The organism is Arthrobacter sp. 8AJ, from assembly GCF_902506025.1.
Classification (GTDB): Bacteria; Actinomycetota; Actinomycetes; order Actinomycetales; family Micrococcaceae; genus Arthrobacter.
This window is the reverse complement of the sequence record NZ_LR733289.1, coordinates 2,576,987-2,603,414: the sequence shown is the minus strand read 5'-3', so window position 1 is coordinate 2,603,414 and position 26,428 is coordinate 2,576,987. Positions and strand designations below refer to the sequence as shown.

Annotated in this window: 23 protein-coding genes; 15 read left to right on the top strand and 8 right to left on the bottom strand. The window is 68.9% G+C overall.

Annotation, left to right across the window (positions count from 1 at the left end; all coding sequences use genetic code 11):
* Positions 1-133: 133 nt before the first annotated feature.
* Positions 134-592 carry a (deoxy)nucleoside triphosphate pyrophosphohydrolase gene (locus tag BACI349Y_RS12105; protein WP_159632309.1) on the top strand — a complete coding sequence of 153 codons (459 nt, stop codon included), beginning with the start codon at positions 134-136 and terminating at the stop codon, positions 590-592.
* A gap of 13 nt (positions 593-605) precedes the next feature.
* Here the strand turns inward: BACI349Y_RS12105 and BACI349Y_RS12100 are convergent, their stop codons facing one another.
* The 3 genes from BACI349Y_RS12100 to BACI349Y_RS12090 form a co-directional block, all read right to left on the bottom strand.
* Positions 606-1,736 (bottom strand): Rv2578c family radical SAM protein, encoded by a 1,131-nt coding sequence (locus BACI349Y_RS12100; protein WP_159632308.1) that lies wholly within the window; start codon positions 1,734-1,736, stop codon positions 606-608.
* Positions 1,737-1,843: 107 nt separating this feature from the next.
* Positions 1,844-2,503, bottom strand: a complete 660-nt coding sequence (locus BACI349Y_RS12095; protein ID WP_268891542.1) for an SIMPL domain-containing protein — start codon at positions 2,501-2,503, stop codon at positions 1,844-1,846.
* Positions 2,500-2,952: a hypothetical protein gene (locus BACI349Y_RS12090; protein WP_159632307.1), complete on the bottom strand. Its 453-nt coding sequence runs from the start codon at positions 2,950-2,952 to the stop codon at positions 2,500-2,502. The genes BACI349Y_RS12095 and BACI349Y_RS12090 overlap by 4 nt, the downstream gene beginning before the upstream one ends.
* Before the next feature lie 201 nt (positions 2,953-3,153).
* Between BACI349Y_RS12090 and pheS the strand changes: the two genes are divergently transcribed.
* The 3 genes from pheS to BACI349Y_RS12075 are packed head-to-tail and all read left to right on the top strand — an operon-like array spanning position 3,154 to position 7,498.
* Positions 3,154-4,215, top strand: a complete 1,062-nt coding sequence (gene pheS, locus BACI349Y_RS12085) for a phenylalanine--tRNA ligase subunit alpha (RefSeq protein WP_159632306.1) — start codon at positions 3,154-3,156, stop codon at positions 4,213-4,215.
* Positions 4,216-4,217: 2 nt separating this feature from the next.
* A complete protein-coding gene (gene pheT / locus BACI349Y_RS12080; RefSeq protein ID WP_159632305.1) occupies positions 4,218-6,761 on the top strand; it encodes a phenylalanine--tRNA ligase subunit beta in 2,544 nt (847 codons plus the stop codon).
* A gap of 32 nt (positions 6,762-6,793) precedes the next feature.
* On the top strand, positions 6,794-7,498 hold the full coding sequence (locus BACI349Y_RS12075) for a 4'-phosphopantetheinyl transferase family protein (protein WP_159632304.1): 705 nt from the start codon (positions 6,794-6,796) through the stop codon (positions 7,496-7,498).
* Here BACI349Y_RS12075 and BACI349Y_RS12070 read toward each other — a convergent pair.
* The 3 genes from BACI349Y_RS12070 to BACI349Y_RS12060 form a co-directional block, all read right to left on the bottom strand.
* A complete protein-coding gene (locus BACI349Y_RS12070; RefSeq protein ID WP_159632303.1) occupies positions 7,462-8,823 on the bottom strand; it encodes a M1 family metallopeptidase in 1,362 nt (453 codons plus the stop codon). The genes BACI349Y_RS12075 and BACI349Y_RS12070 overlap by 37 nt on opposite strands.
* A gap of 11 nt (positions 8,824-8,834) precedes the next feature.
* A complete protein-coding gene (locus BACI349Y_RS12065; RefSeq protein WP_236561030.1) occupies positions 8,835-12,728 on the bottom strand; it encodes a Pls/PosA family non-ribosomal peptide synthetase in 3,894 nt (1,297 codons plus the stop codon).
* A gap of 244 nt (positions 12,729-12,972) precedes the next feature.
* Positions 12,973-13,938 carry a quinone oxidoreductase family protein gene (locus BACI349Y_RS12060; RefSeq protein WP_159632302.1) on the bottom strand — a complete coding sequence of 322 codons (966 nt, stop codon included), beginning with the start codon at positions 13,936-13,938 and terminating at the stop codon, positions 12,973-12,975.
* 155 nt (positions 13,939-14,093) lie between these two features.
* On the opposite strand from BACI349Y_RS12060, the gene argC reads away from it, so the two are divergent.
* From argC to BACI349Y_RS12010, 10 genes are all read left to right on the top strand, one after another.
* A complete protein-coding gene (argC, locus tag BACI349Y_RS12055; RefSeq protein ID WP_159632301.1) occupies positions 14,094-15,125 on the top strand; it encodes an N-acetyl-gamma-glutamyl-phosphate reductase in 1,032 nt (343 codons plus the stop codon).
* The gene (gene argJ / locus BACI349Y_RS12050) at positions 15,122-16,288 is read left to right on the top strand and encodes a bifunctional glutamate N-acetyltransferase/amino-acid acetyltransferase ArgJ (RefSeq protein ID WP_159632300.1); all 1,167 of its coding nucleotides are present in this window, start codon (positions 15,122-15,124) and stop codon (positions 16,286-16,288) included. The genes argC and argJ overlap by 4 nt, the downstream gene beginning before the upstream one ends.
* Positions 16,289-16,342: 54 nt before the next feature.
* Positions 16,343-17,302, top strand: coding sequence for an acetylglutamate kinase (gene argB, locus BACI349Y_RS12045; protein ID WP_159632299.1), 960 nt, complete (start codon positions 16,343-16,345; stop codon positions 17,300-17,302).
* Positions 17,299-18,570, top strand: coding sequence for an acetylornithine transaminase (locus BACI349Y_RS12040; RefSeq protein WP_159632298.1), 1,272 nt, complete (start codon positions 17,299-17,301; stop codon positions 18,568-18,570). Before argB ends, BACI349Y_RS12040 begins: the two co-directional genes overlap by 4 nt.
* Positions 18,567-19,568, top strand: coding sequence for an ornithine carbamoyltransferase (gene argF, locus BACI349Y_RS12035; protein WP_159632297.1), 1,002 nt, complete (start codon positions 18,567-18,569; stop codon positions 19,566-19,568). The genes BACI349Y_RS12040 and argF overlap by 4 nt, the downstream gene beginning before the upstream one ends.
* A complete protein-coding gene (locus BACI349Y_RS12030; RefSeq protein ID WP_159632296.1) occupies positions 19,568-20,098 on the top strand; it encodes an arginine repressor in 531 nt (176 codons plus the stop codon). The genes argF and BACI349Y_RS12030 overlap by 1 nt, the downstream gene beginning before the upstream one ends.
* Before the next feature lie 45 nt (positions 20,099-20,143).
* The gene (locus tag BACI349Y_RS12025; RefSeq protein WP_018763590.1) at positions 20,144-21,349 is read left to right on the top strand and encodes an argininosuccinate synthase; all 1,206 of its coding nucleotides are present in this window, start codon (positions 20,144-20,146) and stop codon (positions 21,347-21,349) included.
* Positions 21,350-21,354: 5 nt separating this feature from the next.
* A complete protein-coding gene (gene argH, locus BACI349Y_RS12020; protein ID WP_159632295.1) occupies positions 21,355-22,782 on the top strand; it encodes an argininosuccinate lyase in 1,428 nt (475 codons plus the stop codon).
* Positions 22,783-22,852: 70 nt separating this feature from the next.
* Positions 22,853-23,401 (top strand): pyridoxine/pyridoxamine 5'-phosphate oxidase, encoded by a 549-nt coding sequence (locus BACI349Y_RS12015; protein ID WP_159632294.1) that lies wholly within the window; start codon positions 22,853-22,855, stop codon positions 23,399-23,401.
* 21 nt (positions 23,402-23,422) lie between these two features.
* Positions 23,423-24,160 carry a maleylpyruvate isomerase family mycothiol-dependent enzyme gene (locus tag BACI349Y_RS12010; RefSeq protein ID WP_159632293.1) on the top strand — a complete coding sequence of 246 codons (738 nt, stop codon included), beginning with the start codon at positions 23,423-23,425 and terminating at the stop codon, positions 24,158-24,160.
* A gap of 18 nt (positions 24,161-24,178) precedes the next feature.
* On the opposite strand, the gene BACI349Y_RS12005 is transcribed toward BACI349Y_RS12010, so the two are convergent.
* Complete coding sequence (locus tag BACI349Y_RS12005; protein WP_159632292.1) at positions 24,179-24,673, bottom strand: methylated-DNA--[protein]-cysteine S-methyltransferase; 495 nt, start codon at positions 24,671-24,673, stop codon at positions 24,179-24,181.
* Entirely contained in the window at positions 24,670-26,148 is a 1,479-nt protein-coding gene (locus BACI349Y_RS12000) for an AlkA N-terminal domain-containing protein (protein ID WP_159632291.1), read from the bottom strand. The genes BACI349Y_RS12005 and BACI349Y_RS12000 overlap by 4 nt, the downstream gene beginning before the upstream one ends.
* A gap of 128 nt (positions 26,149-26,276) precedes the next feature.
* On the opposite strand from BACI349Y_RS12000, the gene BACI349Y_RS11995 reads away from it, so the two are divergent.
* A partial coding sequence (locus BACI349Y_RS11995) for a DNA-3-methyladenine glycosylase (RefSeq protein ID WP_201302435.1) occupies positions 26,277-26,428 on the top strand: 152 nt, incomplete at its 3' end.

The window sequence follows — 26,428 nt, the reverse complement described above, 5'->3', positions numbered from 1 at the left end:
AACTGGGACGGGACGCCACGGCAATGGGGCAGGAATCCGGACAGTGAGGCCAACCCCGGGCGGGCAGGCCCTATTCCCTGGGACGGGAAATGCTGATCCGGGCTGTTCCCATTGTGGCCCATAGAATGGGCCGGTGACTGGACTGATTCAGGTAGTGGGCGGAGCCGTGGTGGACAGCCTTGCCAATCCAACGGCACTGCTGGTGGCGAGGCGGAGCGCTCCGGAGCACCTCGCCGGGCTGTGGGAGTTCCCCGGAGGCAAGGTGGAACACGGCGAGGCGCCCGAAGCGGCACTGGTACGGGAACTGGCCGAGGAGCTGGGAATCGGGGTGCGGCTGGGGGCAGAGCTGCCGGCGGAAACACCGGCCGGATGGCCCCTGAACGACCGGGCCAGCATGAGGGTCTGGTTCGCCGAGGTGACCCGTGGCGATCCCGCACCTTTGGAAGACCATGACGAACTGCGCTGGATCCGGCTGCAGGACAGCGAAGCAGTCCTGGGGCTGCCGTGGATTCCGGCCGATTACCCGATTGTGCGTGCCCTCCTGGAGTCAGTGGACGCACTGGTGCCGGGGCAGGGCCGGGCCCACGCCTGATAATCCAGGCTGCTCAGAACAGGGAATCCTGCACCGCGGACGGCGACGCTGAAGCAGCCGTGGGACCTCCGGGCGCTGCAGCCGGAATGCTCCCCGCCGGATACTCCGCTTCCTCGGCGCGTGGATCATCCACGTCCCGGTTGTCGAGGTCCCTGTTGTTGAGGTCCCGGTGGCTGAAGCCGGAGGAATGCGAAAAGCCGTGGCGTGCCTTGAAATAGCGGACCTTGCCGGCAAGCCACGTCCGGTATTCCTTGGACGCGTAGGAGCCGGTCCCGTAGAGCCGCCGGTAGCGGCCGGCCAGTTCGGGATGGTTGGCGGCGATCCACTTCATGAACCATTCCCTGGTGCCCGGCTTCAGGTACAGCGCGCCCGCGCTGACTCCGGTTGCGCCGGCGGCCGCCAGGGAACCGAACAGCGCATCCAGGGCTTCATCGCTGTCCGAGAGCCACGGCAGGATGGGCATCGCCATGACGCCGCAGGGCAGCCCGGCTTCGCGCAGCCGGGACACCAGTTTGAGCCGGGCCCTGGGCCCCGGGGTGCCGGGCTCGATCGCCTCGGAGAGGGCTTCGTCGGTCATGGCCAGGGAGATGCCAAGCCCTACCGGCACCTGCGCGGCAGCACTCTTGAGCAGCGGGATGTCCCGTGCCAGCAGCGTCCCTTTGGTGAGGATGGACAGGGGAGTGCCGGACTCCGCCAGGGCATTGATGATGCCAGGCATGAGCCGGTACCTGCCCTCGGCCCGCTGGTAGGGGTCGGTGTTGGTGCCCAGCGCCACCTGCTGGCGCGTCCATGAGGCCTTGTTCAGTTCCTTCCGGAGGACTTCCGCGGCGTTGACCTTCACCACCACCTGGCTGTCGAAATCCATGCCGGCGTCGAAGTCAAGGTAGGTGTGGCTCTTGCGGGCAAAGCAGTAAACGCAGGCGTGGCTGCAGCCGCGGTAGGGATTCACTGTCCACTCGAAAGGCATCTTCGATCCCGCCGGGACCCTGTTGAGCACCGATTTTGCGGTGACCTCGTGGAACGTGATCCCGGCGAACTCGGGGGTGGTGACCGAGCGGACCAGCCCGGCCAGCGGAAGCAGCGCGGGACCGGGTCCTCCTGCGGTTTCCGGCGTGGGCACCAGTGCTTGCGCTTCCCATCTCATGGGACCCATTCGAAAACATGTTCGAATTTAAGTCAAGGCGCCACGCAGTCGAAGCCAGTGGAAACTATGCCTCGACGCGGCCCATACGGCTCCAGGCGCCATCGGGGCTAGGGCCGCAGTTCCCATGTGACGGTGACGGCTGCCTCCACCCGGTTCAGGCCCGGCTCAACCTGTGGACCTTCCGTGGCGGATGCCCGCTGCAGCCCGGCAAACGGTACCGGTCCCGGCGCCGGGCGCTGGTCGGTGACGGACAGGACCCGGCCCAGGCCGGCCGAGGCCAGTGCGGCATACTGCGCAGCGGAACCCAGCGCGTCCTGCCAGGCCGCGTCACGCGCCTGCGCCCGGACCACTGAGTCGTCCGAAAGGACCAGCTGCAGGCTGTTCAGGCGGACATTGTCCCCGGCGGTGTGGACGGCTGCTGAAACTGTGGCCGCCGCGCTGCCGAGGTCCCGCAGCCTGACCGCGAGGCTGCTGGAGGCAATGTAGCCCACAAGCCGCTGGCCCTCACCGTCCCGCCAGGCGAGGTCCGCTCGGACGGCCAGGCCGGCCGAGCGGATATCGTCCGGGGAAACGCCCCGGCTGCGGAGGGCCGCTCCAACTGCCGCCAGGTCCCTGCCTGCTGCCGCGTAGGCTTCCGCCACCGATTCGGCGCGGCACTCCATGCCTATGGAAACAAGCATCAGGTCCGGTGCGGCCTCCGCCCATCCAGTCCCCGTGACGGTGATGGCCCCAGGATCCCGGCGGTCCTGCGGGTCCTGGCCCGTCACGGCTGCCTCGCCGCCCGGAGTGGGTAACCGCCGGCGGCAAGGCCTGCCCGCCGCTCGAAGATGTTCGCCGTCCCCGGATTGCCGGTGCGCAGCACGGACCAGCCGGCGGCTGCCAGGTACAAGGGGATGAAGGGCAGCCCCAGGCACCACGCGTACTGGCTGCAATGCCGTTCCTCGTGTCCCAGGAGCGCAGGCCGGGACAGCAGGTCCGCAGCCGTGCTGCGGCACAGCACCACGTTGCCCAGGGTGAAGGCGCCGGCGAAAGGCAGCCGCCAGCGGTAGCCGGCCGCAATGATCAGGCCGCGCGGCCCCCGGCTGATCCGGGTCCGGGCGGCCAGGGCGACGGCGAGCCCGGCCAGGGTGCTCCCGTTGAGGAGGTTTGCTGCCCGCCTGAGCCGCTGGGCCGTCGTCGGGCCATTCACCGAACCTGCGTGCTGCCGCAACGTCATGAGGCCATGGTAACCGGAGGGTTCTACTAGACTGGAGGGCAGTGGCCGCCGGTCCTGCCGGCGAGCCCTGACCTGGTCATTGAATGACACTGACGTTCAGCGCATTCATCCATGACCTGCCAGCGACGGAGGCACCGGGCGGGAAACCGCGCAGGGCTGCCCCGGCCGCAGGCAGCCACGACTCGTAGCTAAGAACAGTAGATGACTGAAACTTTGCCGGGCGCCGCCATCCCGAACCCCACGGATGAGGCCGCCATCAACGCCGCTGTAGACCAGGCCATCACCGCCATCGCCGGTGCGGCCACCCTTGACGAGCTGAAGGCGGTGCGCCTCGCCCACAGCGGCGAAAAATCGCCGCTTAGCCTGGCCAACCGGGAAATCGGCCGCCTCCCCAAGGACCAGAAGGCGCTCGCCGGAAAGCTGATGGGTGCTTCCCGCGGCCGGGTCAACAAGGCGCTCGCCGACCGGACCGAGGTACTCGAAGCCGAGAATGATGCCCGGATCCTGGTTGAGGAGACCGTGGACGTCACCGCTGCCCCCCGCCGCCGCCGCGCCGGTGCGCGCCACCCGCTGTCCACCCTGCAGGACCGCGTGGCGGACATCTTCGTGGGAATGGGCTGGGAGATCGCGGAGGGCCCCGAGGTGGAATCCGAGTGGTTCAACTTCGACGCCCTGAACTTCAAGCCGGACCACCCGGCCCGCGAAATGCAGGACACCTTCTTCGTGGAGCCGCCCGAAGCCCACCTGCTGATGCGCACCCACACCTCCCCGGTGCAGGTCCGCTCCATGCTCGAGCGTGAGGTGCCCATCTACGTGCTGTGCCCGGGCAAGGTGTTCCGCACCGATGAGCTGGACGCCACCCACACCCCGGTGTTCCACCAGTTTGAGGGCCTTGCCATCGACAAGGGCCTGTCCATGGCGGACCTGCTGGGCACCCTGGAGCACTTCACCCGGCAAATGTTCGGCGAGGAGGCGAAGGTCCGCCTGCGCCCCAACTACTTCCCGTTCACCGAGCCCTCCGCCGAGCTGGACATCTTCCACCCCGGCGCCAAGGGCGGCCCGCGCTGGATCGAGTGGGGCGGCTGCGGCATGGTCAACCCCAACGTCCTGCGCGCTGCGGGCATCGACCCGGACGTCTATTCAGGTTTTGCCTTCGGCATGGGCATCGAGCGTGCCCTCATGTTCCGCAACGAGGTTGCCGACATGCACGACATGATCGAAGGCGATGTACGGTTCAGCGAGCACTTCGGGATGGAGATCTAACAGTGCGTATCCCACTTTCCTGGCTGCGGGAATTCGCAGCAGTACCGGCCGGAGCAACGGCCGAAGACGTCATGGAAGAACTGGTCAAGGTCGGCTTTGAAGAAGAAGCCGTCCACCGTCCCACGGACACCCTCCAGGGCCCCGTGGTGGTGGGCCAGGTCCTGAGCCTGGTCAAGGAACCGCAGACCAACGGCAAGACCATCAACTGGTGCCAGGTCCGCGTAGTCCCCGAAGGCAAGGAACAGACCCTCACCGGGGACGGCATCGACCCGTCCGGCGTCCAAGGCATCATCTGCGGCGCGCACAACTTCGTTGAGGGCGACAAAGTGGTGGTCACGCTTCCGGGCGCCGTGCTGCCCGGCGACTTCCGCATCTCCGCCCGCAAGACGTACGGCCACCTTTCCGCCGGCATGATCGCCTCGGTCCGCGAACTGGGCATCGGCGAGGACCATGACGGCATCCTGGTGCTGTCCCGCATCGGGCTGGACCCTGAGGTGGGTACCGACGCCATGGAGCTCCTGGGCCTGTACGACCAGGCAGCCGAAATCAACGTCACCCCGGACCGCGGCTACGCCTTCTCCATCCGCGGCGTGGCCCGCGAATACGCGCACGCCACCGGCACCGCCTTCACGGATCCCGCCTCCAGGGTCCAGGCGCCGGCCGAACTTTCCGGCGGTTACGGCGTCAAGCTCAACGACGACGCCCCGATCTACGGCAAGGCCGGCTGCGACCGGTTCGTGGCCCGCACCGTCAGGGGCGTGGACGCCACCCGTCCCACCCCGCCATGGATGGTCTCCCGGCTCCGGCTCGCCGGCATCCGCTCCATCTCGCTGCCGGTGGACATCTCCAACTACGTCATGCTCGAACTGGGCCAGCCCACGCACTGCTATGACCTGGACAAGCTCTCCGGCGACATCGTGGTGCGCCGCGCCGCCGCAGGGGAGAAGATCACCACCCTGGACGGCAAGGAACGTACCCTTGACGCCGAGGACCTGCTCATCACCGACGACTCCGGCGCCATCGGCATCGCAGGCGTCATGGGCGGCGCGGCCACCGAGGTGAGCGATTCGACGTCGAACATCCTGGTTGAGGCGGCGCACTTTGACGACGTGTCCATCGGCAGGTCCCGGCGCAGGCACAAGCTGCCGTCCGAGGCGTCCAAGCGCTTCGAACGCGGCGTGGACTGGCAGGTGGCGGGCATCGCCGCCCAGCGCGTGGTGGACCTCCTGGTGGAACTGGCCGGCGGCACTGCCGACGAAGCCGGCACCGACGTCGGGACCGCCCCGGAAACCGTCACCATCGAGCTGCCCGCAGGCTTCGCTGCCGCACGGATTGGCATCGACTTCACCGAAGACCAGATCGTCACCTCGCTTGAGGACCTGGGCGCCGTGGTGGCAAAGCACGACGCCGGGTGGACGGTGACGCCGCCGAGCTGGCGGAGCGATCTGGAGACCAAGGAAGACCTGACCGAGGAAATCGCCCGGCTGGTGGGCTACGACAAGATCCCCGCCACGCTGCCGGTCGCCCCTCCGGGCCGCGGCCTCACCCGTGTCCAGCAGCAGCGCCGCCGCCTCATCCAGGCACTGGCCGACGCCGGACTCACCGAGGTCCTGTCCTACCCGTTCGTCTCCAAGGCGGCCAACGACACCTTCGGCGTGGCTGACGAAGGAGGGGCGCGGACCGCCCTCAAGCTGGCCAACCCGATCAGCGAGGAGCACGGCTACCTGCGCACGTCCATCCTGCCCGGACTGATCGAGGTGGCCAAGCGCAACCACTCCCGTGGCTTCCGGGACCTGGCCCTGTTCGAATCCGGCCTGGTGTTCCTGCCCGAGGGGACGGTGGGCACGGCCTCCATCCCGCCGCTGGGTGCCAAGCCTGCCGATGAGGTTCTTGACGCTTTGTACGACGGCGTCCCGAACCAGCCGTTCCACATCGCGGCAGTCCTCACCGGCCACGATTCCCCGGCCGCCGCGTCCCACACGCCCCGTGTGTGGGACTGGGCCGACGCCCTGGACATGGCCCGGCTTGCCGGCGACGTGCTGGGCGTGGACCTGGTGGTCAGCCAGGGCAGCCACCAGGCGTTCCACCCCGGCCGCACCGCCCGGCTGGCGCTGCGCACGGGGGAGACCGTTGGCTACGCCGGCGAACTGCACCCCAAGCTGCTGGCCGCCTCGGACATGCCCGCCCGTTCGGTGGCACTGGAACTTGATGCCGATGCCCTGTTCGAAGCCGCGCCGGACGTGATTGTGGCCCGCCACATTTCCACGTTCCCGGTGGCCACCCAGGACGTGGCGCTCGTGGTCCCGGCCGACGTGCCGGCAGACGACGTCCTTGCCGCCCTGCGCGAAGGCGCCGGAGAGCTGCTGGAAGACGTGGCGCTGTTCGACGTTTACGCAGGCAAGGGCATCGAGGACGGCAAGAAGTCGCTGGCCTTCGGGCTCCGCTTCCGGGCCGCCGACCGCACCCTGACCGCTGACGAGGCCTCGGCGGCGCGTGAAGGCGCAGTGGCGCTGGCTGCCGAACGCTTCGGAGCTGTCCAGCGGTAGGGTTCCTGCAGGCTTTTCGGGAAGGGCGGGTCATGGCGCAATGCGAAGTGCGCGCCATCCCGCCCTTCCTGCTGTCCGGGAAAGACAGCGGGATGCAGGAGGAGGCCGAAGGCCTCCTGGACAGCGTCGAGCTGGCGCGGGCCAAGGCTTTGCCGCCAGCCGCCGGCATTGCTTTTCTGGCCGGCCGGCTGGCGCAGCGGAGGCTCGCCGCGGAGCTGCTCTCACTTCCCGCCGCAGACCTCACCGTGGCCTACAGCTGCCCGCAGTGCGGGACCGGCCCCGGGGTGGGCCACGGCCGGCCGGGATACAGCTATCGGGGCGCCCCTGTGCCGCTGGCACTGAGCTTGTCCCGGGCAGCGGGCTGGACATTGTTGGTGGCTGTGGTGGACGCCTCGCCGGGAACGCGGCTGGGCGCCGACATCGAGGATCCGTCCCGTACCGGCTTTGACGGGTTCGACGGGCTCGCCCTGACGCCTGCGGAGCGCCGGAACCTCCGGAACGTCAGGGTGGAGCTGCTGCCGGCGGCGAGGGCCAGGCTCTGGGCACGCAAGGAAGCCTGGCTGAAAATGACCGGTGACGGACTCCGGACTGCGCCGTCCACCGTGGACGTCAGCGGGCGTCCCGGCCTGCGGGACCTGGGCCCTGCTGAAACCGGGCTGCCCGCACACCTGGCCGCCGCCGTCGCACTCTCCGGACCCGTTCAGGCCAGCGGAAGCGGCGGCAGCGGCTCCTCGTAAAGCCAGGGGTGCAGCAGCGGCTCCGCATCGACAGCTGTGGCGCTGCTGACCGCCACGATGAAGTCCTGCGTCGTGACCCAGCCGTGCCTGTGACCGGCTGTCCAGTCCTGCAGGACGGCGAAAAAGGCGAGGTCGCCCACGGCCATCCGGACGGCGTGCAGGGCCAGGGCGCCCCGCTTGTACACGCGGTCATCGAACATGCGCGCCGGACCGGGATCGCCCACCAGGATGTCCTGGTCCTCCGCCTGCAACCGCTGCCAGGCCGCCGCGGCCCGCTCCGCCACGCTCATAACGCCTGCTTCCTCGGACCAGATCCACTCGGCATAGCAGGCGAAGCCCTCGTGCAGCCAGATGTCCTGCCACCCCGCAGCGGTCAGGGAATTGCCAAACCACTGATGCGACAGCTCATGGGCGATCAGGCGCTGGGACTCCCAGTCCAGGCCCAGGTGGTTGGGACCCAGGATTGCCATCGATTGCGCCTCAAGCGGGATTTCCAGTTCGTCCTCGGTCACTACCACCGTGTACGCGGGAAACGGATAAGGGCCAAAGCAATTGCTGAACGTGCTCATCATTGCCGGTTGCCGGGCCAGTCCTGTCCTGGCACGGTCCGCCAAGGCGTGGGAGACCGCCACGGACTGCGGAACCGGGGCCCCGTGCCGTCCGGCGTCCAGCTCCAACGGCACGTACCTGCCAATCTGGACGGTCGCAAGATAGGCGGCCATCGGCTCCGCCTGTTCGTAGACCCAGGTTTCCCGGCTGGCGCGGGCCGTATGCGATTGCAGTACGCCGTTGCACACCACCCGGTAGTTCGCTTCAGTGGTGACCGTGAACCGGTAGCTGGCCTTGTCCCTGGAGTGGTCGTTGCAGGGGAACCAGGAGGGGGCACCGTTGGGTTGCCCGGCCACCAGGACACCGTCCGTCAGTTCCTCCCAGCCCACCTCGCCCCAGGGTCCGCGCCGCGGCCGCGGGTTGCCCTCATAGCGCACCTCCAGGGTGAAGGGCTGTTTCGGTTCGAAGGGGGCTTGCGAGGTGACGACCAGCTGCCCGGCCCGCTGGCTGAACCGAAGCGGTTTGCGGCCATCCAGCAGGACCTTGGTGGCGCGCAGGCCAACGAGGTCCAGGACAATGGCCGACGTCGGAGCGCAAGTGACGCCGTGCAGCACCGCTTTGCCGCTGAGCCGGTTGCTGGCCACCCGGTAGTCCAGGTCCAGTTCGTACCTCTCGACGCGGAAGGCGTTTGTCCCGGCACCGGGCAGGTACGGGTCCGGGGAGGTTCCGGTGGCTGCGGGAATGCTGCCCCGGGCGGCTGATGCTGAAGAACTCATGGGACCTTCGGTTAGGTGGCAGACGGCGATCCGGGCCCGCTCCATGGGCTGACCGGGTTACCCATCCAGTACGTCGCGGCGGGCACTGCTTCGCCGCGCATCACCAAGGATGCCGGCCCCACCGTTCCGCCGGCGCCGATGCTGGCCTGGGGAAGGATGACCCCGTGCGGGCCCATGGTGGCCCCGTCCTCGAGCGTAACAGCGTCAATGCTCATCACACGGTCGTGGAACAGGTGCGTCTGCACCACGCAGCCCCGGTTGACCGTGGAATTCCTGCCAAGGACCACCAGGTCGGCTTCAGGCAGCCAGTAGCTCTCGCACCACGTGCCGCTGCCAATTTTCGCCCCGAGCGCCCGCAGCCACCAGACCAGCGCCGGGGTGCCCGATGCTGCCCGGGCGAACCACGGCGCCGTGACTAGTTCGATGAAGCTGTCCACCACTTCGTTCCGCCAGATAAAGGAGCTCCACAGAGGATGTTCGCCGGGCCGGATCCGCCCCACCAGCACCCATTTCGCGGCGACGGACGACCCTGCCGCCACGAGGCCCGCCAACAGCATCACGACGCCGGTGAGCAGGGCGGCGGCGGCGTAGCCCCAGGTCGCTGCAATCCAGTCGAAGGCCAGCATGGTGCCGGCCGCGATGGCGACCGTGAGCATGACCGGCAGAAAGCGGCCCAGTTCCCACAGGGTGCGGGCGACTTTCAGCCGCGCCGGGGGCTGGAAAGTGCGCGAATCGTCGGAGGCGATCGCCGTCCGCCGCAACCGGACGGGCGGGCTTCCCAGCCAGGAGGTGCCGGACTTTGCCTTCGCCGGTGTGGCGGACAAGACGGCCACGAGTGAGTTCTTGGGGACGCTGCGGCCCGCGGCGGTCATGCCCGAATTGCCCAGGAAGGACCTTTTGCCGATCTTCGCCGGTGCCACCCGCAGCCAGCCGCCGTCGAGTTCGTAGGAGGCCACCATGGTGTCGTCGGCGAGGAAGGCGCCCTCGCCCACGGTGGTCATCTTCGGTATCAGCAGCACGGTGGAGGCCTCGACGTTCTTACCGACCTTCGCGCCCAGCAGGCGCAGCCACACCGGCGTGAACAGGCTCGCGTAGATGGGGAAAAGCAGGTCCCTGGCCAGGTCCAGCACCCGCTCGGTGGCCCAGATCTGCCACCCCACCCGGCTGCGGATCCGGTAGTAGCCCTCCGTGATCCCGATGGAGAGGAGCCGCGTGGCAACCAGCACCAGGACGGCGTTCGTGGCGAACCACACCAGCGATGCCGGAGCAAGGGCCGCCAGCAGCCGGGGGAGGGCCCCGGTCAGCGACGTACTGCCCTGGACGAAGGTGAACGCGACCCACAGCGCGGCGGCAGCAGACGAGTACGGAATGAAGGACAGGCACGCAGACGCCAGGGAAAATCCGGCAAACCACGCACGTGCGGCAAACCTGCCCTGGGGCGGGGCATGTGGCACGCTGTGTTTGGCCTTGCCCTGCCGGCGGGCCGGTGAACCTGCGGCCAATTGGCCTGCCTTCACCTTCCCCAGCACCGCGGAACCGGCTTCCACCTGCGCCCCGGCCCCAATCGAGGCGCCGGGCATCAGCGTGCTGCGTGCACCCACGCTGGCACCGCGGCCAATGCGGATAGCCCCAATGTGAACGTCGTCGCCGTCGATCCACCAGCCTGACAGGTCCACCTCCGGTTCCACGTTGGCTCCGCTGCCGAGCGTCAGCAGCCCCGTGACGGGCGGCAGCGAATGAAGCTGGACGTCCCTGCCGATCTTCGCCCCCAGCGCCCGGGCGTAGTACGGCACCCAGGGCGCACTGGCGAGGCTGATGGCCCCTGCCAGGTCCTGGATCTGTTCTGCCAGCCACAACCGCAGGTGGACCCGCCCGGACCGGGGATAGATGCCTGGCCTGACGCCGCGGAGGAGGATCCTCGCGGCTGCGATGGACAGCAGCATTCGTCCGGCCGGGCTGACGAACACCAGCCAGGACGCTGCCACCCACCACCATGAAATGGTTGGTGCGGCAGTAAATCCGGCGAGTCCGGCCAACAGGTTGTTGATTGCCATGAGGTAGGTCAGCCACCGCATGCCCACCAGGATGTGCAGCGGCACACCCATCAGTGTCTGGAAGACCTGCGACTTCCTGGCAGTTGGCCGGACCGTCCGCTCCCGCGCAGGAGCGGAGTCCCCGGATTGGTTGACCTGCCGCGCCAGCTCCACCAGTGCCCCCACCCTCGGCGTCGCGTAAACATCGGCCACGGTGATGGTGGGGTAGCGGACCCTCAGCGCGGAGACCAGCTGGGCGGCGGACAGCGAACCGCCGCCGTAGGCGAAGAAGTCGGCGTCCAGCGATGTGACGGGGCTGCCCAGCACGCTGCTCCACTGTTCCACCACCCACGCGGCATCATCCGGAAGGTTCAGCGGAGCGGCATCCGCCTCTGCGGCGCCTGCACCCGCCAGGGGCCACGGCAGGGCGTGCCGGTCCACTTTTCCGCTGGTCTTGGTGGGCAGCGAGTCAACTGTCGTCAACAATGGCACCAGCGCCGCCGGAAGGCTTTCCGCCAGCTGTTCCCGTGCGGCACCCAGGTCCATGTCGTGGCCCGGTGCGGGGGCAAGGTAGCCCACCAGGATGTGGTTGCCTGCGGCGGTGGTCTGCACGGCGGCCGCCGCGCCGGCCACCCCGGGAAGGGCCTGCATGGCTGCGTCGATCTCGCCGAGTTCGATCCGGCGGCCGCCCAGCTTGACCTGGTCGTCCGCGCGGCCCTGGAAGATCAGGCCGGCCTGTTCGAACCGCACGAGGTCCCCCGAGCGGTAAGCCCGCTCCCACCCCAGGCTGGGCATGGGCGCGTACTTTTCCGCGTCCTTGGCCGGATCCAGGTACCGTGCCAGCCCCACCCCGCCGATAATCAGTTCACCCGTTCCGCCCTCGGGCACCGGGACACCCGCGGCATCGACAACGGCAAGGTCCCAACCGTCCAGGGGCAGTCCGATCCGTATTGGTCCAGGGCCGCCCAGCGGCGCCGCGCAGGCCACCACCGTTGCTTCCGTGGGGCCGTACGTGTTCCAGACCTCCCGGCCCTCCACGGCCAGGCGGTCGGCGAGTTCCGGCGGGCAGGCCTCGCCGCCGAAGATCAGGAGCCGGACGTTTTCGAGGGATTCGGCGGGCCACAGGGCTGCGAGCGTGGGCACCGTGGAGACGGCGGTGATTGCGTGGTTGATCAGCCAGGGGCCGAGGTCCATGCCGGTGCGGACCAAGGCGCGCGGTGCAGGTACCAGGCAGGCGCCGTGGCGCCAGGCGAGCCACATTTCCTCGCAGGAGGCGTCGAAGGCAACCGAAAGGCCGGCCAGGACGCGGTCCTGGGGGCCGAGCGGATCATCCTGGAGGAAAAGCCGGGCCTCCGCATCGACGAAGGCTGCGGCCGAGCGGTGCTGGACGGCCACCCCCTTGGGTGTTCCGGTGGACCCCGACGTGAAGATGATCCAGGCGTCATCCCCGGGTCCGGGTAGGCGCGCGCCCTTGAATGGGCCGCTGCGTGCCGCACCTGACGGCCCCGGCCCGACGGAGCCCCCGGCCCCCAGGACGGCTGCCACCCGGGCTTCGCCAAACACGAGCCGGGCACGTTCTTCGGGATCGTCCGCATCCACGGGAACGTAGGCTGCGCCCACCAGGAGGATGGCAAGGATGGAGACATACAGTTCGTTGGTCCCGGAGGGGATCCGCACGCCAATCCTGTCGCCGGCGCCCAGGCCGGCGAGGTGGAGCCGGCGTCCCGTGGCACGGACCTCGTCCAGCAATTGGGCGTAACTGAGCGACGTGCGGCCGTCATCCAGTGCCGAGGCGTCAGGAAACCGGGCGGCCGTGTCCTGCAGCACATCAATGAGGGTCCGGGCCGGCGGCGCCGCGGGAGCCCCGGCCAGCTGGGGCCGGAAAACGGCAACGCTGTGGCCGGCGTCCCCGGACTCCTGGTCCCGGCCGCCGGCTCCTGCACCGTCCCGGATGATGCTGGCTGGCTCCACGCCGGAACCGGAATCCCCGAAGGGGACCTGCTGCTGAGTCACTTGCGCATTGTGCCGGGACAAGATGAACGGAAGGTGTCGTGCACGCCCGGACGGGCCGTTTCAGGCCGTTCGGGCGTTTGCCCGTTGTTCACGTCGCCCGTGCCTAGGGAACCAGCAGGACTTTCCCGGTGGTCTTGCGGCCTTCGAGGTCGCGGTGCGCCTGCCCGGCCTGGCTGAGCGGGTAGCGTGCACCGATCCGGACCTTCAGGCTGCCGTCGGCCGCGGCGGCGAACACCTCGTCCGAACGCCAGCGCCGCTCCGCCGCGTCCCGCAGGTAGTGGCCCATGGTGGGGCGCGTCAGGAATAGGGAGCCCGCGGCGTTGAGGCGCTGCGGGTCAAACGGCGGGACGGGCCCGGAAGCCGCCCCGAACAGCACCAGCATGCCCCGGATCCGCAAGGCTGCCAGGGAGCCGTCGAACGTATCCTTCCCCACGCCGTCGTAGACGACGTCGACGCCGGTACCGCTGGTGATGTCCCTGACCCGCTCCGCGAAGCCGTCGTAGCGCAGCACGTGGTGCGCGCCGGCGTCGAGCGCAAGCTGCTCCTTTTCGTCGGTGGAGACCGTGGTGATGACTTCCGCGCCCCGTGCCTTGAGCAGCTGGATCAGCAGCAGCCCCACGCCCCCGGCGCCCGCGTGCAGCAGGACCTTGTGGCCGGGCTCCACCTTGAAGGTGGAATTCATCAGGTAGTGGGCGGTGACGCCCTGCAGGGGGAGCGCTGCGGCAGTGAAAACATCCAGGCCTTTCGGTACCGGCAGTGCGGCATCCTCATCCACCAGCGCGTAGTCCGCGTAGCAGCTGATGCCTTCAGCGGTAGCCACCCGGCTGCCCACGGCGAAGCCGGTCACGCCCTCGCCGACTGCCTCGACAGTGCCCGCGGCCTCCGAACCTGGAGTGAAGGGGTAGGGGACTTTGTACGTGCCGCTGCGCTTATAGGTGTCGATGAAGTTGACGCCGGCCGCCCCGACCTTGACCAGCAGCTGCCCGGGGCCCGGAACGGGGGGCTCCGCCTCCGTGTACTCAAGGACTTCCGGTCCGCCTGCCTGCCGTGCGACGATTGCGTGCGTCATGGCTCTCCTTTCGCGGGTCCCGGCGTCTCCGGCCCCGGCTGCCGAAACCATCCTAGGGACACTCCCGGGCGGCACGACAAGTGCCGCGTTACCCGGACGCGCTCGAATGCATAATTATCAGTACCAATGCATAACTATTGCTGTATAGTCGGAGCATGACTATTTCTGTTGCGGTTTCGGGAGCCAGCGGATACGCCGGGGGAGAGGTCCTCCGCCTCCTTGCCGGGCACCCCGGTGTGACCATTGGCGCCATCACAGCCCACAGCAACGCCGGTTCCCGCCTCGGTGAACTCCAGCCCCACCTGCACGGACTGGCCAGCCGCATCCTCGAGGACACCACGGTGGAAAACCTGTCCGGACACGACGTCGTGTTCCTCGCGCTGCCGCACGGTGCCTCCGCAGAGATCGCTGCCCAGCTGCCGGACGGGACCGTGGTGATCGACGCAGGAGCCGACCACCGCCTCGAAGATCCCGCCGCCTGGGAAAAGTTCTACGGCTCCGCCCACGCCGGCACCTGGCCCTACGGACTTCCCGAGCTCCCCGGCCAGCGCGAAGCCCTCAAAGGAGCCAAGCGCATCGCCGTTCCCGGCTGCTACCCCACGTCCGCCCTCCTGGCGTTGACCCCCGGGTTCGCCGCGCACCTGCTGGAGCCCGACGACGTCGTGATCGTTTCCGCGTCCGGCACCTCAGGCGCGGGCAAGGCCGCCAAAGTCAACCTGATCGGCTCGGAGGTCATGGGCTCCATGAGCCCCTACGGCGTCGGCGGCGGCCACCGGCACACGCCGGAAATCGAGCAGGGCCTGTCCAACGCGGCGGGGGAGCAGGTCACCGTATCCTTTACGCCTACCCTTGCCCCGATGAGCCGCGGCATCCTGACCACCGCCACGGCCAAGGTCAAGGCCGGCACCACGGCGGCGGAACTGCGCCTGGCCTGGGCCGAGGCGTACGAGGATGAGCCGTTCGTCCACCTGCTGCCGGAAGGCCAGTGGCCCACCACCAAATCGGTCCAGAGCTCCAACCATGCCGCCATGCAGCTGGCCTTCGACGCCCACACCGGCCGGGTCATCGTCACCTGCGTCATCGACAACCTCACCAAGGGCACTGCCGGCGGCGCCGTGCAGTCCATGAACATCGCACTCGGCCTGCCGGAAACCGCCGGCCTCAACCTGCAGGGAGTAGCCCCGTGACCATCACCGCACCCCAGGGATTCCGGGCCGCCGGCGTCACTGCCGGACTCAAGGCCTCCGGCAATCCGGACCTCGCCCTGGTCGTCAACGACGGCCCCTCCAAGGCCGCCGCCGCCGTGTTCACCAGCAACCGGGTGGCAGCAGCCCCCGTGCACTGGTCCCGCCAGGTGGTCTCCGACGGCCGGGTGGACGCCGTCATCCTCAACTCCGGCGGCGCCAACGCCTGCACCGGCCCCACCGGGTTCCAGAACACCCACAGCACAGCGGAAAAAGTGGCGAAGGTTCTGGGGATCTCGGCCACTGACGTCTTCGTCTGCTCCACCGGCCTGATCGGCGAGCAGCTGCCCATGGACAAGATCCTTCCGGGGGTGGAGGCTGCCGCGGCGGGGCTCAGCACCGACGGCGGTCCGGCCGCCGGCACCGCCATCATGACCACGGACAGCGTGCCCAAATCAGCGCTCTTCATCGGCACCGACGCCGACGGCCAGGAGTTCAGCATCGGCGGCATCGCCAAGGGGGCAGGCATGCTGGCCCCGGGCCTGGCCACCATGCTGGTGGTGCTCACCACGGACGCCGACGTACAGCCCGAAATGCTCGACGTCGTCCTCCGCGATGCCACCCGCGTCACCTTTGACCGCGCCGACTCGGACGGCTGCATGTCCACCAACGACACCGTGGTCCTGCTGGCCTCCGGCGCTTCCGGGGCTGTGCCCACAGCCGAAGCGTTCGGTGCCGGGCTGACCCAGGTCTGCGCCGAGCTGGCACGCAAACTGATCGCCGATGCCGAGGGCGCCAGCCACGACATCGCCATCCGGACCTTCAACGCGGCCAGTGAAGCCGACGCCGAGACGGTCAGCCGCTCCGTGGCCCGCTCCAACCTCTTCAAGGCCGCCATCTTCGGCAAGGACCCCAACTGGGGACGTGTGCTCTCCGCCGTGGGAACCACCGACGCCGCCTTCGAGCCGGACAAACTCAACGTGGCCATGAACGGCATCCAGATCTGCCGGAACGGCAGCATCGGCGATGACCGCTCCCTGGTGGACCTGGAACCCCGCGAAGTGCTGGTGGAAATCGACCTGCAGGCAGGCGACGCCGAAGCCACCATTTGGACCAACGACCTCACCCACGACTACGTGCACGAAAACAGCGCCTACTCCAGCTAGGAGCCCCGGCCACGGCAATACCGCCAGGCACAAGCCGCTGTGGAAAGTGACAACATGAACACCCAGACGCGTGAAACCACCAGCATGTCCGCCGCCCAGGACAAGGCCGCGACCCTGATCGAGGCCCTGCCCTGGATCCAGCGGTTCGCCGGCACCACCATGGTGATCAAGTACGGCGGTAACGCCATGGTCAACGACGAACTCCGGCGTGCCTTCGCCGAGGACATCGTCTTCCTCCACCACGTGGGCATCCACCCGGTGGTGGTCCACGGCGGCGGCCCGCAGATCAACTCCATGCTGGGCCGGCTGGGCATCGAATCCGAGTTCAAGGGCGGCCTGCGCGTCACCACCCCGGAAGCCATGGACGTGGTCCGCATGGTCCTCACCGGCCAGGTGGGGCGCGAACTGGTGGGCCTGATCAACTCCCACGGACCCTACGCCGTCGGCATGTCCGGTGAAGACGGCGGCCTGCTCCGCGCAGTCCGCACCGGGACCGTGGTGGACGGCGAAGACGTGGACCTCGGGCTGGTAGGCGAGGTGGTCGGCGTCGACCCCGCCGGCATCGTGGACATCCTCGCCGCCGGCCGCATCCCCGTGATCTCCACGGTCGCCCCGGAGATTGTCGACGGCGGTGACGGCGTAGCTGGCGCTGCGCGGTTCCAGCCCACCGGCCAGGTCCTCAACGTCAACGCCGACACAGCAGCGGCCGCCGTCGCCTCCGCGCTGGGTGCCTCCAAACTCGTCATCCTGACCGACGTCGAAGGCCTGTATGCCAACTGGCCGGACAAGTCCTCGCTGATCTCCTCCCTCACGGCCTCCGAGCTGCGGGACATGCTGCCCAGGCTCGAATCAGGCATGATCCCCAAGATGGCCGCCTGCCTGAAGGCCATCGACGAAGGCGTGGAACGCGCGCACATCGTGGACGGGCGCCTGCCCCACTCCATGCTTCTTGAAACATTCACGACGGCGGGCATCGGCACGCAGGTGGTCCCGGACGAGGAGAACAACGCATGAGTAAGCACACCGCGGAGGTTGAGCTGGTCGAAACCCCGGTGGCCGAACTGGTGGAAACCAAGGGCCACGCGGGCTCCGAGTGGCTCTCCCGCTACTCCACCTCGCTGATGAACGTGTTCGGCACGCCCCAGCGCGTCCTGGTACGCGGCGCCGGCTGCCTCGTGTGGGACGCCGACGGCAAGGAATACCTGGACCTGCTCGGCGGCATTGCCGTCAACGCCCTCGGCCACGCCCACCCCTTCGTGACCTCAGTCATCGCCAGCCAGTTGGCAACCCTGGGCCACGTCTCGAACTTCTTCACCAGCCCCACGCAGGTGGCCCTGGCGGAGAAACTTCTGGAGCTGACCCACGCCCCTGCCGGGTCCAAGGTGTTCTTCAGCAACTCCGGCACGGAAGCGAACGAGGCAGCCTTCAAGCTTGCCCGCCGCAACACCGGCGCCGGCGACACCAAGCGGACCAAAATCATCGCCCTCGAAGGCGCGTTCCACGGCCGGACCATGGGAGCCCTGGCGCTGACCGCCAAGGAAGCCTACCGGGCGCCGTTCGAACCGCTGCCCGGTGGCGTGGTGCACATCCCGTTCGGCGACATCGGTGCGCTGGAGGCAGCAGTGGATGACACCGTTGCCGCCGTCTTCCTGGAGCCTATCCAGGGTGAGGCCGGCGTCCGGCCGCTGCCCCCGGGCTACCTGAAGGCTGCGCGCGAGGCCACCACCAAAGCCGGAGCACTCCTGATCCTCGATGAGGTCCAGACCGGCATCGGGCGGACCGGCAAGTGGCTGGCCAGCGAAGACGCCGGGATCGTCCCCGACGCCGTCACCCTGGCCAAGGGCCTCGGCGGCGGCTTCCCCATCGGTGCCCTCATCACCTTTGGCGGCCAGACGTCGTCGTTGCTCTCCGCCGGCCAGCACGGCACCACGTTCGGCGGCAACCCGGTGGCCACCGCGGCCGCCCTGGCCACCCTCCATGCGCTGGAAAGCCAGAATGTCCTGGCCAACGCCACCACGGTGGGCGCGCACCTGCGCTCCGGGCTCGCCCGGATTCCCGGCGTCACGGAAGTCCGCGGCGAAGGACTGCTGATCGGATTCGACCTCGACGCCGACGTCGCCCCCGCCGTCGTGCAGGCCGCCCTCGACGCAGGCTTCATCGTCAACAGCCCCGGCCCGCGCACCATCCGCCTGGCCCCGCCGCTAATCCTCACCACGGCCCAGGCCGACACCTTCCTCACCGCTTTCCCGGCAATCCTCCAAGCAGCTAAGGACGCCCAGTGACCACCGCAACCCGGCACTTTCTCAAGGACACCGACCTCAGCCCCGTCGAGCAGGCAGAGGTCCTGGAACTCGCAGCCCGGATGAAGGCCGCCCCGTACAGCGTCCAGCCCTTCGCCGCCGAGCGCAGCGGCCGCAAGACCGTGGCCGTGATCTTCGACAAGACCTCCACCCGGACCCGCGTGTCCTTCGCCACCGGCGTTGCCGACATGGGCGGCAACGCGCTGGTCATCAACCCGGGCGAAGCCCAGATCGGGCACAAGGAATCCGTGGAGGACACCGCCAAGGTCCTCGAACGGATGGTGTCCACCATCGTGTGGCGCACCGGCGCGCACGCAGGCCTGGTGGCCATGGCGGAGAACTCCAGGGTCCCGGTCATCAACGCCCTGTGCGACGACTACCACCCGTGCCAGCTCCTGGCCGACCTGTTGGCAGTCAAGGAACACAAGGGCGAACTCAAGGGCCTCACCATGAGCTACCTGGGCGACGCTGCCAACAACATGGCCAACTCCTACCTCCTGGCCGGAGTCACCGCCGGCATGCACGTCCGCATCGCCGGGCCGGCGGGCTACCTGCCCGCGGAGGACATCGTCGCGGCAGCCCGGGAGCGTGCGGCCGAAACCGGCGGCTCCGTGCTCATCACCACCGACGCCAAGGAAGCGCTGCAGGGCGCAGACGTCGTAGCCACCGACACCTGGGTGTCCATGGGCCAGGAGGCCGAAAAGGAAGCCCGGATGCAGCTGTTCCGGGACTACTCCGTGGACTCGGACGCCATGGCACTCGCCGCGGATGACGCCGTCGTGCTTCACTGCCTGCCCGCCTACCGCGGCTATGAAATCTCCGCCGACGTCATCGACGGCCCGCAGTCCATCGTCTGGGACGAAGCCGAAAACCGGCTGCACGCCCAGAAGGCGCTGATGGCCTGGCTGATGCACCGCTCGGGCCTTGCCTTCGTGGACGGACTTTCCCCCGTCGAAGGCACCGGAGAGAGCACGTTCTAGTGTCCGCCCAGCCGTCCTCCCCGGGCACCAGCCCCGCCACCAAGACCGCCCGACAGGCGCGCATCACCGCCATCCTCACCGGGCAGTCCGTGCGTTCCCAGGCGGAGCTTGCGGCGCTGCTGGCGGACGATGGCGTCCAGGTCACCCAGGCCACGCTGTCCCGCGACCTCGTGGAACTGGGGGCCGTCCGGGTCCGCGGGAAGGAGGGCGTCCTGGTGTACGCCGTCCCCGGCGAAGGAGGCGAACGGGGCGCCAAGAGCGGAGTCACCCAGGAGATCCTGGATGCCCGGCTCGCCCGGTTGTGCAGCGAACTGCTGGTCACCGCCGAAGCGTCCGCCAACATCGCAGTCCTCCGGACGCCGCCCGGAGCTGCGAACTTCCTGGCCCTGGCCATCGACCACTCGGTGATGCCGTCCATCCTGGGCACCATCGCCGGTGACGATACCGTCCTGCTGGTCTCCCGGGACCCGCTGGGTGGCCCGGACCTCGCCGCCCGCTTCCTGCAACTGGCTGAGGAAGCCGGGCAATAAGCTTGAAGACAACAAATCAACCAACCCCAACAAGGAGCATTTAAAGTGACTGAACGCATTGTGCTGGCCTACTCCGGCGGCCTGGACACGTCCGTCGCCATCGGCTGGATCGGTGAAGCCACCGGTGCCGAGGTCATCGCCGTGGCGGTCGACGTCGGACAGGGCGGCGAATCGCTCGAAACCATCCGCCAGCGCGCCCTGGGCTGCGGCGCCGTCGAAGCCTACGTCGCCGACGCGTCGGACGAGTTCGCCAACGAATACTGCGTCCCCACGCTGAAGGCCAACGCCCTGTACCAGGGCCACTACCCGCTGGTGTCCGCCATCTCCCGCCCGGTCATCGTCAAGCACCTGGTCAAGGCAGCCCGCGAATTCGGCGCCACCACCGTTGCCCACGGCTGCACCGGCAAGGGCAACGACCAGGTCCGCTTTGAAGTCGGCATCCAGACCCTGGGCCCGGACCTGAAGTGCATCGCACCGGTGCGCGACCTCGCCCTGACCCGCGACAAGGCCATCGCCTTCGCCGAGGAAAAGGGACTGCCGATTGAGACCACCAAGAAGAACCCGTACTCCATCGACCAGAACGTCTGGGGACGCGCCGTCGAAACCGGCTACCTCGAGGACATCTGGAACGCCCCCACCAAGGACATCTACGACTACACCGCCACCCCGGAGTTCCCGCCGGCACCGGATGAGGTCACCATCTCCTTCGAAGCCGGCGTGCCCGTCGCGATCGATGGCGTCAAGGTCACCCCGCTGCAGGCCATCAAGGAACTGAACCGCCGCGCCGGTGCACAGGGCGTCGGCCGCATCGACGTCGTCGAGGACCGCCTGGTGGGTATCAAGTCCCGCGAAATCTACGAAGCCCCCGGCGCCATGGCGCTGATCACCGCCCACAAGCACCTCGAGGACATCACCATCGAGCGCGAGCAGGCCCGCTTCAAGGCCACCGTGGGCCAGCGCTGGGCCGAGCTGGTTTACGACGGCCAGTGGTTCTCCCCGCTGAAGCGCTCCCTGGATGCCTTCATCGAGGACACCCAGAAGTACGTCTCCGGCGATATCCGCATGACCCTGCACGGCGGCCAGGCCATCGTCAACGGCCGCCGCTCCGACACCTCGCTGTACGACTTCTCGCTGGCCACCTACGACACCGGTGACACCTTCGACCAGTCCCAGGCCAAGGGCTTCATCGAGCTGTGGGGTATGTCCGCCAAGGTCGCTTCCGGCCGCGACATCCGCGTCGCAGGGAAGTAGCCCGCGTGGCTGAGCAAAAAACGGAGGCAACCAACGCAGGTGCCCTGTGGGGCGGCCGGTTCGCCGGCGGCCCCGCGGACGCCCTCGCGGCGCTGAGCAAGTCCACGCACTTCGACTGGCGGCTGGCCCGCTACGACATCGCCGGCTCCAAGGCGCACGCCCGCGTGCTGCACAAAGCCGGCCTGCTCGACGACGCGGAGCTCGAAGGCATGCTCGCGGCCCTGACGCAGCTGGACGAGGACGTGGCGTCCGGCGCCTACCTGCCGGCGGAGTCCGATGAGGACGTGCACGGTTCGCTGGAACGCGGCCTGATCGAGCGCGCCGGTGCCCAGCTGGGCGGCAAGCTCCGCGCCGGCCGGTCCCGCAACGACCAGGTGGCAACCCTGGGCCGGATGTTCCTGCGGGACCACGCCCGGATCATTGCCCGCGGTGTCCTGGCCACCGTGGACGCGCTGGTGGAGCAGGCCAAGGCGCACCATGGCGTTGCGATGCCGGGCCGCACCCACCTGCAGCACGCCCAGCCGGTCCTGCTCAGCCACCACCTCCTGGCCCACGCCTGGGCCCTGCTGCGCGACGTGCAGCGGCTCCAGGACTGGGACAAGCGGGCGGGTGTTTCGCCCTACGGTTCGGGCGCCCTGGCCGGCTCCTCGCTGGGGCTGGACCCGGAAGCGGTGGCGGCCGACCTTGGGTTCTTCTCCGCCGTGCACAACTCGATCGACGGCACCGCCTCCCGCGACGTCTTCGCCGAGTTCGCGTGGGTCTGCTCGATGATCGGCGTGGATCTGTCCCGGATCTCCGAGGAAGTCATCTTCTGGGCCACCAAGGAGTTCTCCTTCGTCACGCTGGATGATTCGTACTCCACGGGGTCCTCGATCATGCCGCAGAAGAAGAACCCGGATGTGGCCGAGCTGGCCCGCGGCAAGGCAGGGCGTTTGATCGGCAACCTGACCGGGCTGCTGGCCACGCTCAAGGGCCTGCCGCTGGCGTACAACCGCGACCTGCAGGAGGACAAGGAACCGGTGTTCGACGCCGCCGACACCCTGGAGCTGCTGCTCCCGGCCGTCTCCGGCATGATCGCCACCCTGAAATTCAACACGGAGCGGATGGAGTCCCTGGCGCCGCAGGGCTTCGCGCTGGCCACGGACATCGCCGAATGGCTGGTCCGCCAGGGCGTGCCGTTCCGCGAGGCCCACGAGCTGTCCGGTGCCGCCGTGAAGCAGGCGGAGTCCCGCGGCGTTGAGCTGTGGGACCTGACGGACGAAGAGTACGCCGCGATCTCGGAGCACCTGACCCCGGAGGTCCGGACCGTGCTGTCCACGGAGGGTTCGCTTAACAGCCGGAATTCCCAGGGCGGAACGGCGCCGGCCGCCGTCGAACGCCAGCTGGCTGCGCTGGAAGGCGAGCTTGCCGGCGTGCGGGAGTACGCCGGGTAGGAAACATTGTTGCCAAGGGCCCCGGGGCATGTTCCCCGGGGCCCTTGGCGTCTATGGCTAGGCTGGGGCCATGAGCGAAACCTTCCGCAAGTTCCTTCGCACCCTGCCCGACTTCCCGTCCGACCTGGCCGGCTTCGACCCCGGCAACGCACCGCAGGACCCGGCCTTGCTCTTCAAGCAGTGGCTGGACGAGGCACTGGATGCGGGGGAGCAGCAGCCGCACGCGTTCAGCCTCGCCACGGTGGGGGAAAGCACCGACGGCGCCCCGCAGCCGTCCTCGCGGATGCTCATCCTGAAGAACATTGACGACGACGGCTGGCACTTCGCCACGTCCCGCACCTCCCGCAAGGGCCGCGAGCTGTCGGGGTCACCGCGCGCGGCGATGAACTTCTACTGGCCGGCCCTGGGCCGCCAGGTGCGGGTGGCGGGTACCGTGGTTGAGCTTTCCGCCGAAGCCTCCGCCGTCGACTGGCACGAGCGGCCCCGGGCCGACGGCAGCGACAACCCGGACTGGCAGCTCTACGCCCTCCAGCCGGCCGAAATCGAGTTCTGGCAGGCCAGCAACGACCGCCGGCACGTCCGCCACCGTGTCGGGCGGGACGGAAGACCGCTGGACTGACTGCTCGGCTAGGCTAACCGCATGACGTCACCATCCCCTGCCGCCCTCCTCGCTGAACTGCACAAAGCCGCGGACGCACTGACCGCTGCGGTGGACCGGATTCCGGCCGGCGGCGAAAGGGCCCCTTCCACCCTTCCCGGCTGGAGCCGCGGCCACCTCCTGGCCCACATCGCCGGAATCTGCAGCGCGCTGGCCCGCCAGGTGGAATACGGGCGGTCCGGCAGGACGGTGGAGCTGTACGACGGCGGCGTGGACGGCCGCAACCGGGCCATCGAGCTTGCCGCCGGCCACAGCCTGGAGGAGCACCGGAAGGACGTTGCGGCCGCAGTGCAGCGGGCACTGGCGGCCTTCGATGCGCTGGGGGAGGACGAATGGCAAACGCGCATCGCCTTCCGCGACGGCGTGATTTTCGACGCCGGTTTGGCGCTCTGGCGCGAGCTGGTCATCCACACCGCGGACCTGGACACCGGCGCGGGACCCGAGACCTGGAACAGGGCATTCTGCTCCCACCTCTTCGACTTCCTCGCCGCCCGCGTGCCGGCGGAAACCCGGCTGGTCCTGCAGCCCGTGGCACTCCCGCCGCTGACCCTCGGAACCGGCGGCAGCACCGTCGTCGTCAGCGGGATGGTGACGGACATCGCCGCGTGGCTCGCAGGCCGGCAGCCGTCGCTGGACAGCCTGCGGGCCACGGCCGCCGGGGACGGCACCGATCTTCCCGGCCTGATGCCCTGGCCGTCGGCGATGCCGGACCCCAAGTAGCCAACGCCGGGGGAGTGGTCAGGCGGCCTCGCGGGCCAGCAGGCTCTCTTTGATGCGCAGGCCCCAGCGGAAACCGCCCAGCGAGCCGTCGGTCCGGATGACGCGGTGGCACGGCACGAACAGGGCAGCCGCGTTGAACGCGCAGGCACTGGCGGCGGCCCGCACGGCGCGCGGGTTGCCGGCCAGGGCGGCGTACTCCGAGTAGGTGACGGGTGAGCCCGGCTTGACCTGCCGCAGCACGTCCCAGGCGTGGGCACGGAACGGTCCGGACTGCTGGCGGACCGGCACCGCCATGGCCGGGGCGGGGTCACCGGCATAGAAGGCCTCCACGGCGGCTGAGATCCCGCCAAGGTCCGTTACCTCTTCCACGGCGTCGGGCCGCAGCATTGGATGGACCTGGCCGGTCAGGTCCGCCAGGCCGGCCGTCCAGCCGGACGCAAGGACCACGCCATCCTGGGCGAGGACCGTAAACGGACCGTCCGGCGTGGACAGCTGCAGCAGTTGGGCTTTCATGGCGTCCCTTTCGCGGGAATGGTGGTTTTTGCGGCGGGCCGGGCGGCAGCGCGCCAGAGGTGCATGGTGGCGTAGGAGCGCCACGGGCTGGTCTCCCGGAAGTCAGGGCTCAAGGCGCTGGTCCCATTATCGAGGGCGCGGATCCCGTTCCGCACGGCGGCGTCGTTGGCAAGGAAAATATCCGGGGCACCCAGGACCCGCATGGCGACGTACCCCACCGTCCAGGGCCCGACGCCGGGGAGCGGCAAAAGTGCCGCGGTGAGGCTTGGGAGGTCGTCGCCATAGCCGAAGTCCAGGCGGCCGCGGGCCATGGCCTCCGCAGCATGCAGCAGCGACTCGGTCCGGCGCCGGGGGCCGCGAAGCAGATGTCCTGCAGCAGCGATTTCCGCCGGAGTGGGAAACAGGCGGTCCAGGCCGTCGCCGGGGGCACTGGCGGGACTGCCCGCCGCGGACAACAGGGTCAAGGCTGTCCTGGCGGCCGCCACCGTGATCTGCTGGCCCACCATGGCCCGGATCAGCAGTTCCTGCGGATCCACCGCGCCCGGCAGGCGCATCCCCGGTGCGGAGGCAACGGAGCCGGCAAGCCTGGGATCGGCGGCGAGCGTGCCGTCGATCGCCTCCGGGTCCGCGTCCAGGTCGAACAGCCGGCGGACCCGGCTGAGCAGCGCCGGAAGGTCGCGAAGGTCCACCGCGCCGATGGTGAGGGTCAACGGCCGTTCCCGGGCCCCGTCGTCGTACTCCACCCTGAAGCGCGCGTCGCCGTGGGGGAGCCGCAGCGTCCGGGCATAGGAAGTGGGCGTGCCGTCCTCGACCCCGGGGATGGCGCGGACCGCCAGGAAGGAGAAGATGCCCGGATCGAAAGGCGGACGGTAGGGCAGGCCCAGGGTCAGGGCTGTGGCGCCGCCGCCGTTCACCGGATGGCGGACGGTCCTCCTGAGCGCCGTGGGCGTCATATCGAACACCTCGGCGATGGTCTCGTTGAACTGCCTGACGCTGCTGAAGCCTGCCGCAAAGGCGACGTCGGCGAGTTTCATCGATGTTGAAACCAGCAGGGTGCGGGCCGTCTGGGCCCTTGCGGCGCGGGCCAATGACAGGGGGCCGGCGCCAAGTTCCTGGCCGAGGATCCGGTTCAACTGGCGCGGCGAATACCCCAGCCGGGCGGCCAGGCCCGCCACGCCGTCGCGGTTGATCACGCCGTCGTTGATCAGGCGCATCGCCCGCCCCGCGATGTCCTGCCGCACGTTCCAGGCCGGGGTTCCGGGCACTGCCTCCGGCAGGCAGCGCTTGCAGGCGCGGTAGCCTGCCTCGTGTGCGGCGGCGGACGTCTCGTAGAACGTGACGTTGGAGGCCTTGGGGGTCCTGGCAGGGCACGACGGCCGGCAGTAGATCCCCGTGGTGCGGACGGCCGTAAAGAACTGGCCGTCGAACCGGGTATCGCGGGCATCGATTGCCCGGTAGCGCTGCCAGAAGTCCATGCCTCCATCCTGCCAGCCCCCGGACACGGCTACTAGCGGAAATCGGACATGGCCGTGAGCGTGCAGATCCACCCCTGACCCTTTTCCGGTGGCGGATGAAACCTGCGGGATCTGGGTAAGGTCAGCTAATGAACCAAAGCGCTGGGGCGACGGAACAAGTACGGGATTTCCTGTCCGCGGACGCCCGGGAACTCGCACCAAAGCTGCTCGGTGCCGTGCTCACCCATGAGTCCCGCGACGGTGCCGTGTCCGTCCGGCTCACCGAGGTGGAGGCCTATAT

What these genes read in the sequence shown, in the direction of transcription:
- BACI349Y_RS12100 (WP_159632308.1), bottom strand. Translation starts at nt 1,736, where the DNA reads ATGAGATGGGAAGCGCAAGCACTGGTGCCCACGCCGGAAACCGCAGGA.
- BACI349Y_RS12090 (WP_159632307.1), bottom strand. Translation starts at nt 2,952, where the DNA reads ATGACGTTGCGGCAGCACGCAGGTTCGGTGAATGGCCCGACGACGGCC.
- pheS (WP_159632306.1), top strand. Translation starts at nt 3,154, where the DNA reads ATGACTGAAACTTTGCCGGGCGCCGCCATCCCGAACCCCACGGATGAG.
- BACI349Y_RS12075 (WP_159632304.1), top strand. Translation starts at nt 6,794, where the DNA reads ATGGCGCAATGCGAAGTGCGCGCCATCCCGCCCTTCCTGCTGTCCGGG.
- BACI349Y_RS12070 (WP_159632303.1), bottom strand. Translation starts at nt 8,823, where the DNA reads ATGAGTTCTTCAGCATCAGCCGCCCGGGGCAGCATTCCCGCAGCCACC.
- BACI349Y_RS12060 (WP_159632302.1), bottom strand. Translation starts at nt 13,938, where the DNA reads ATGACGCACGCAATCGTCGCACGGCAGGCAGGCGGACCGGAAGTCCTT.
- argC (WP_159632301.1), top strand. Translation starts at nt 14,094, where the DNA reads ATGACTATTTCTGTTGCGGTTTCGGGAGCCAGCGGATACGCCGGGGGA.
- argB (WP_159632299.1), top strand. Translation starts at nt 16,343, where the DNA reads ATGAACACCCAGACGCGTGAAACCACCAGCATGTCCGCCGCCCAGGAC.
- BACI349Y_RS12040 (WP_159632298.1), top strand. Translation starts at nt 17,299, where the DNA reads ATGAGTAAGCACACCGCGGAGGTTGAGCTGGTCGAAACCCCGGTGGCC.
- BACI349Y_RS12015 (WP_159632294.1), top strand. Translation starts at nt 22,853, where the DNA reads ATGAGCGAAACCTTCCGCAAGTTCCTTCGCACCCTGCCCGACTTCCCG.
- BACI349Y_RS12010 (WP_159632293.1), top strand. Translation starts at nt 23,423, where the DNA reads ATGACGTCACCATCCCCTGCCGCCCTCCTCGCTGAACTGCACAAAGCC.
- BACI349Y_RS12005 (WP_159632292.1), bottom strand. Translation starts at nt 24,673, where the DNA reads ATGAAAGCCCAACTGCTGCAGCTGTCCACGCCGGACGGTCCGTTTACG.
- BACI349Y_RS12000 (WP_159632291.1), bottom strand. Translation starts at nt 26,148, where the DNA reads ATGGACTTCTGGCAGCGCTACCGGGCAATCGATGCCCGCGATACCCGG.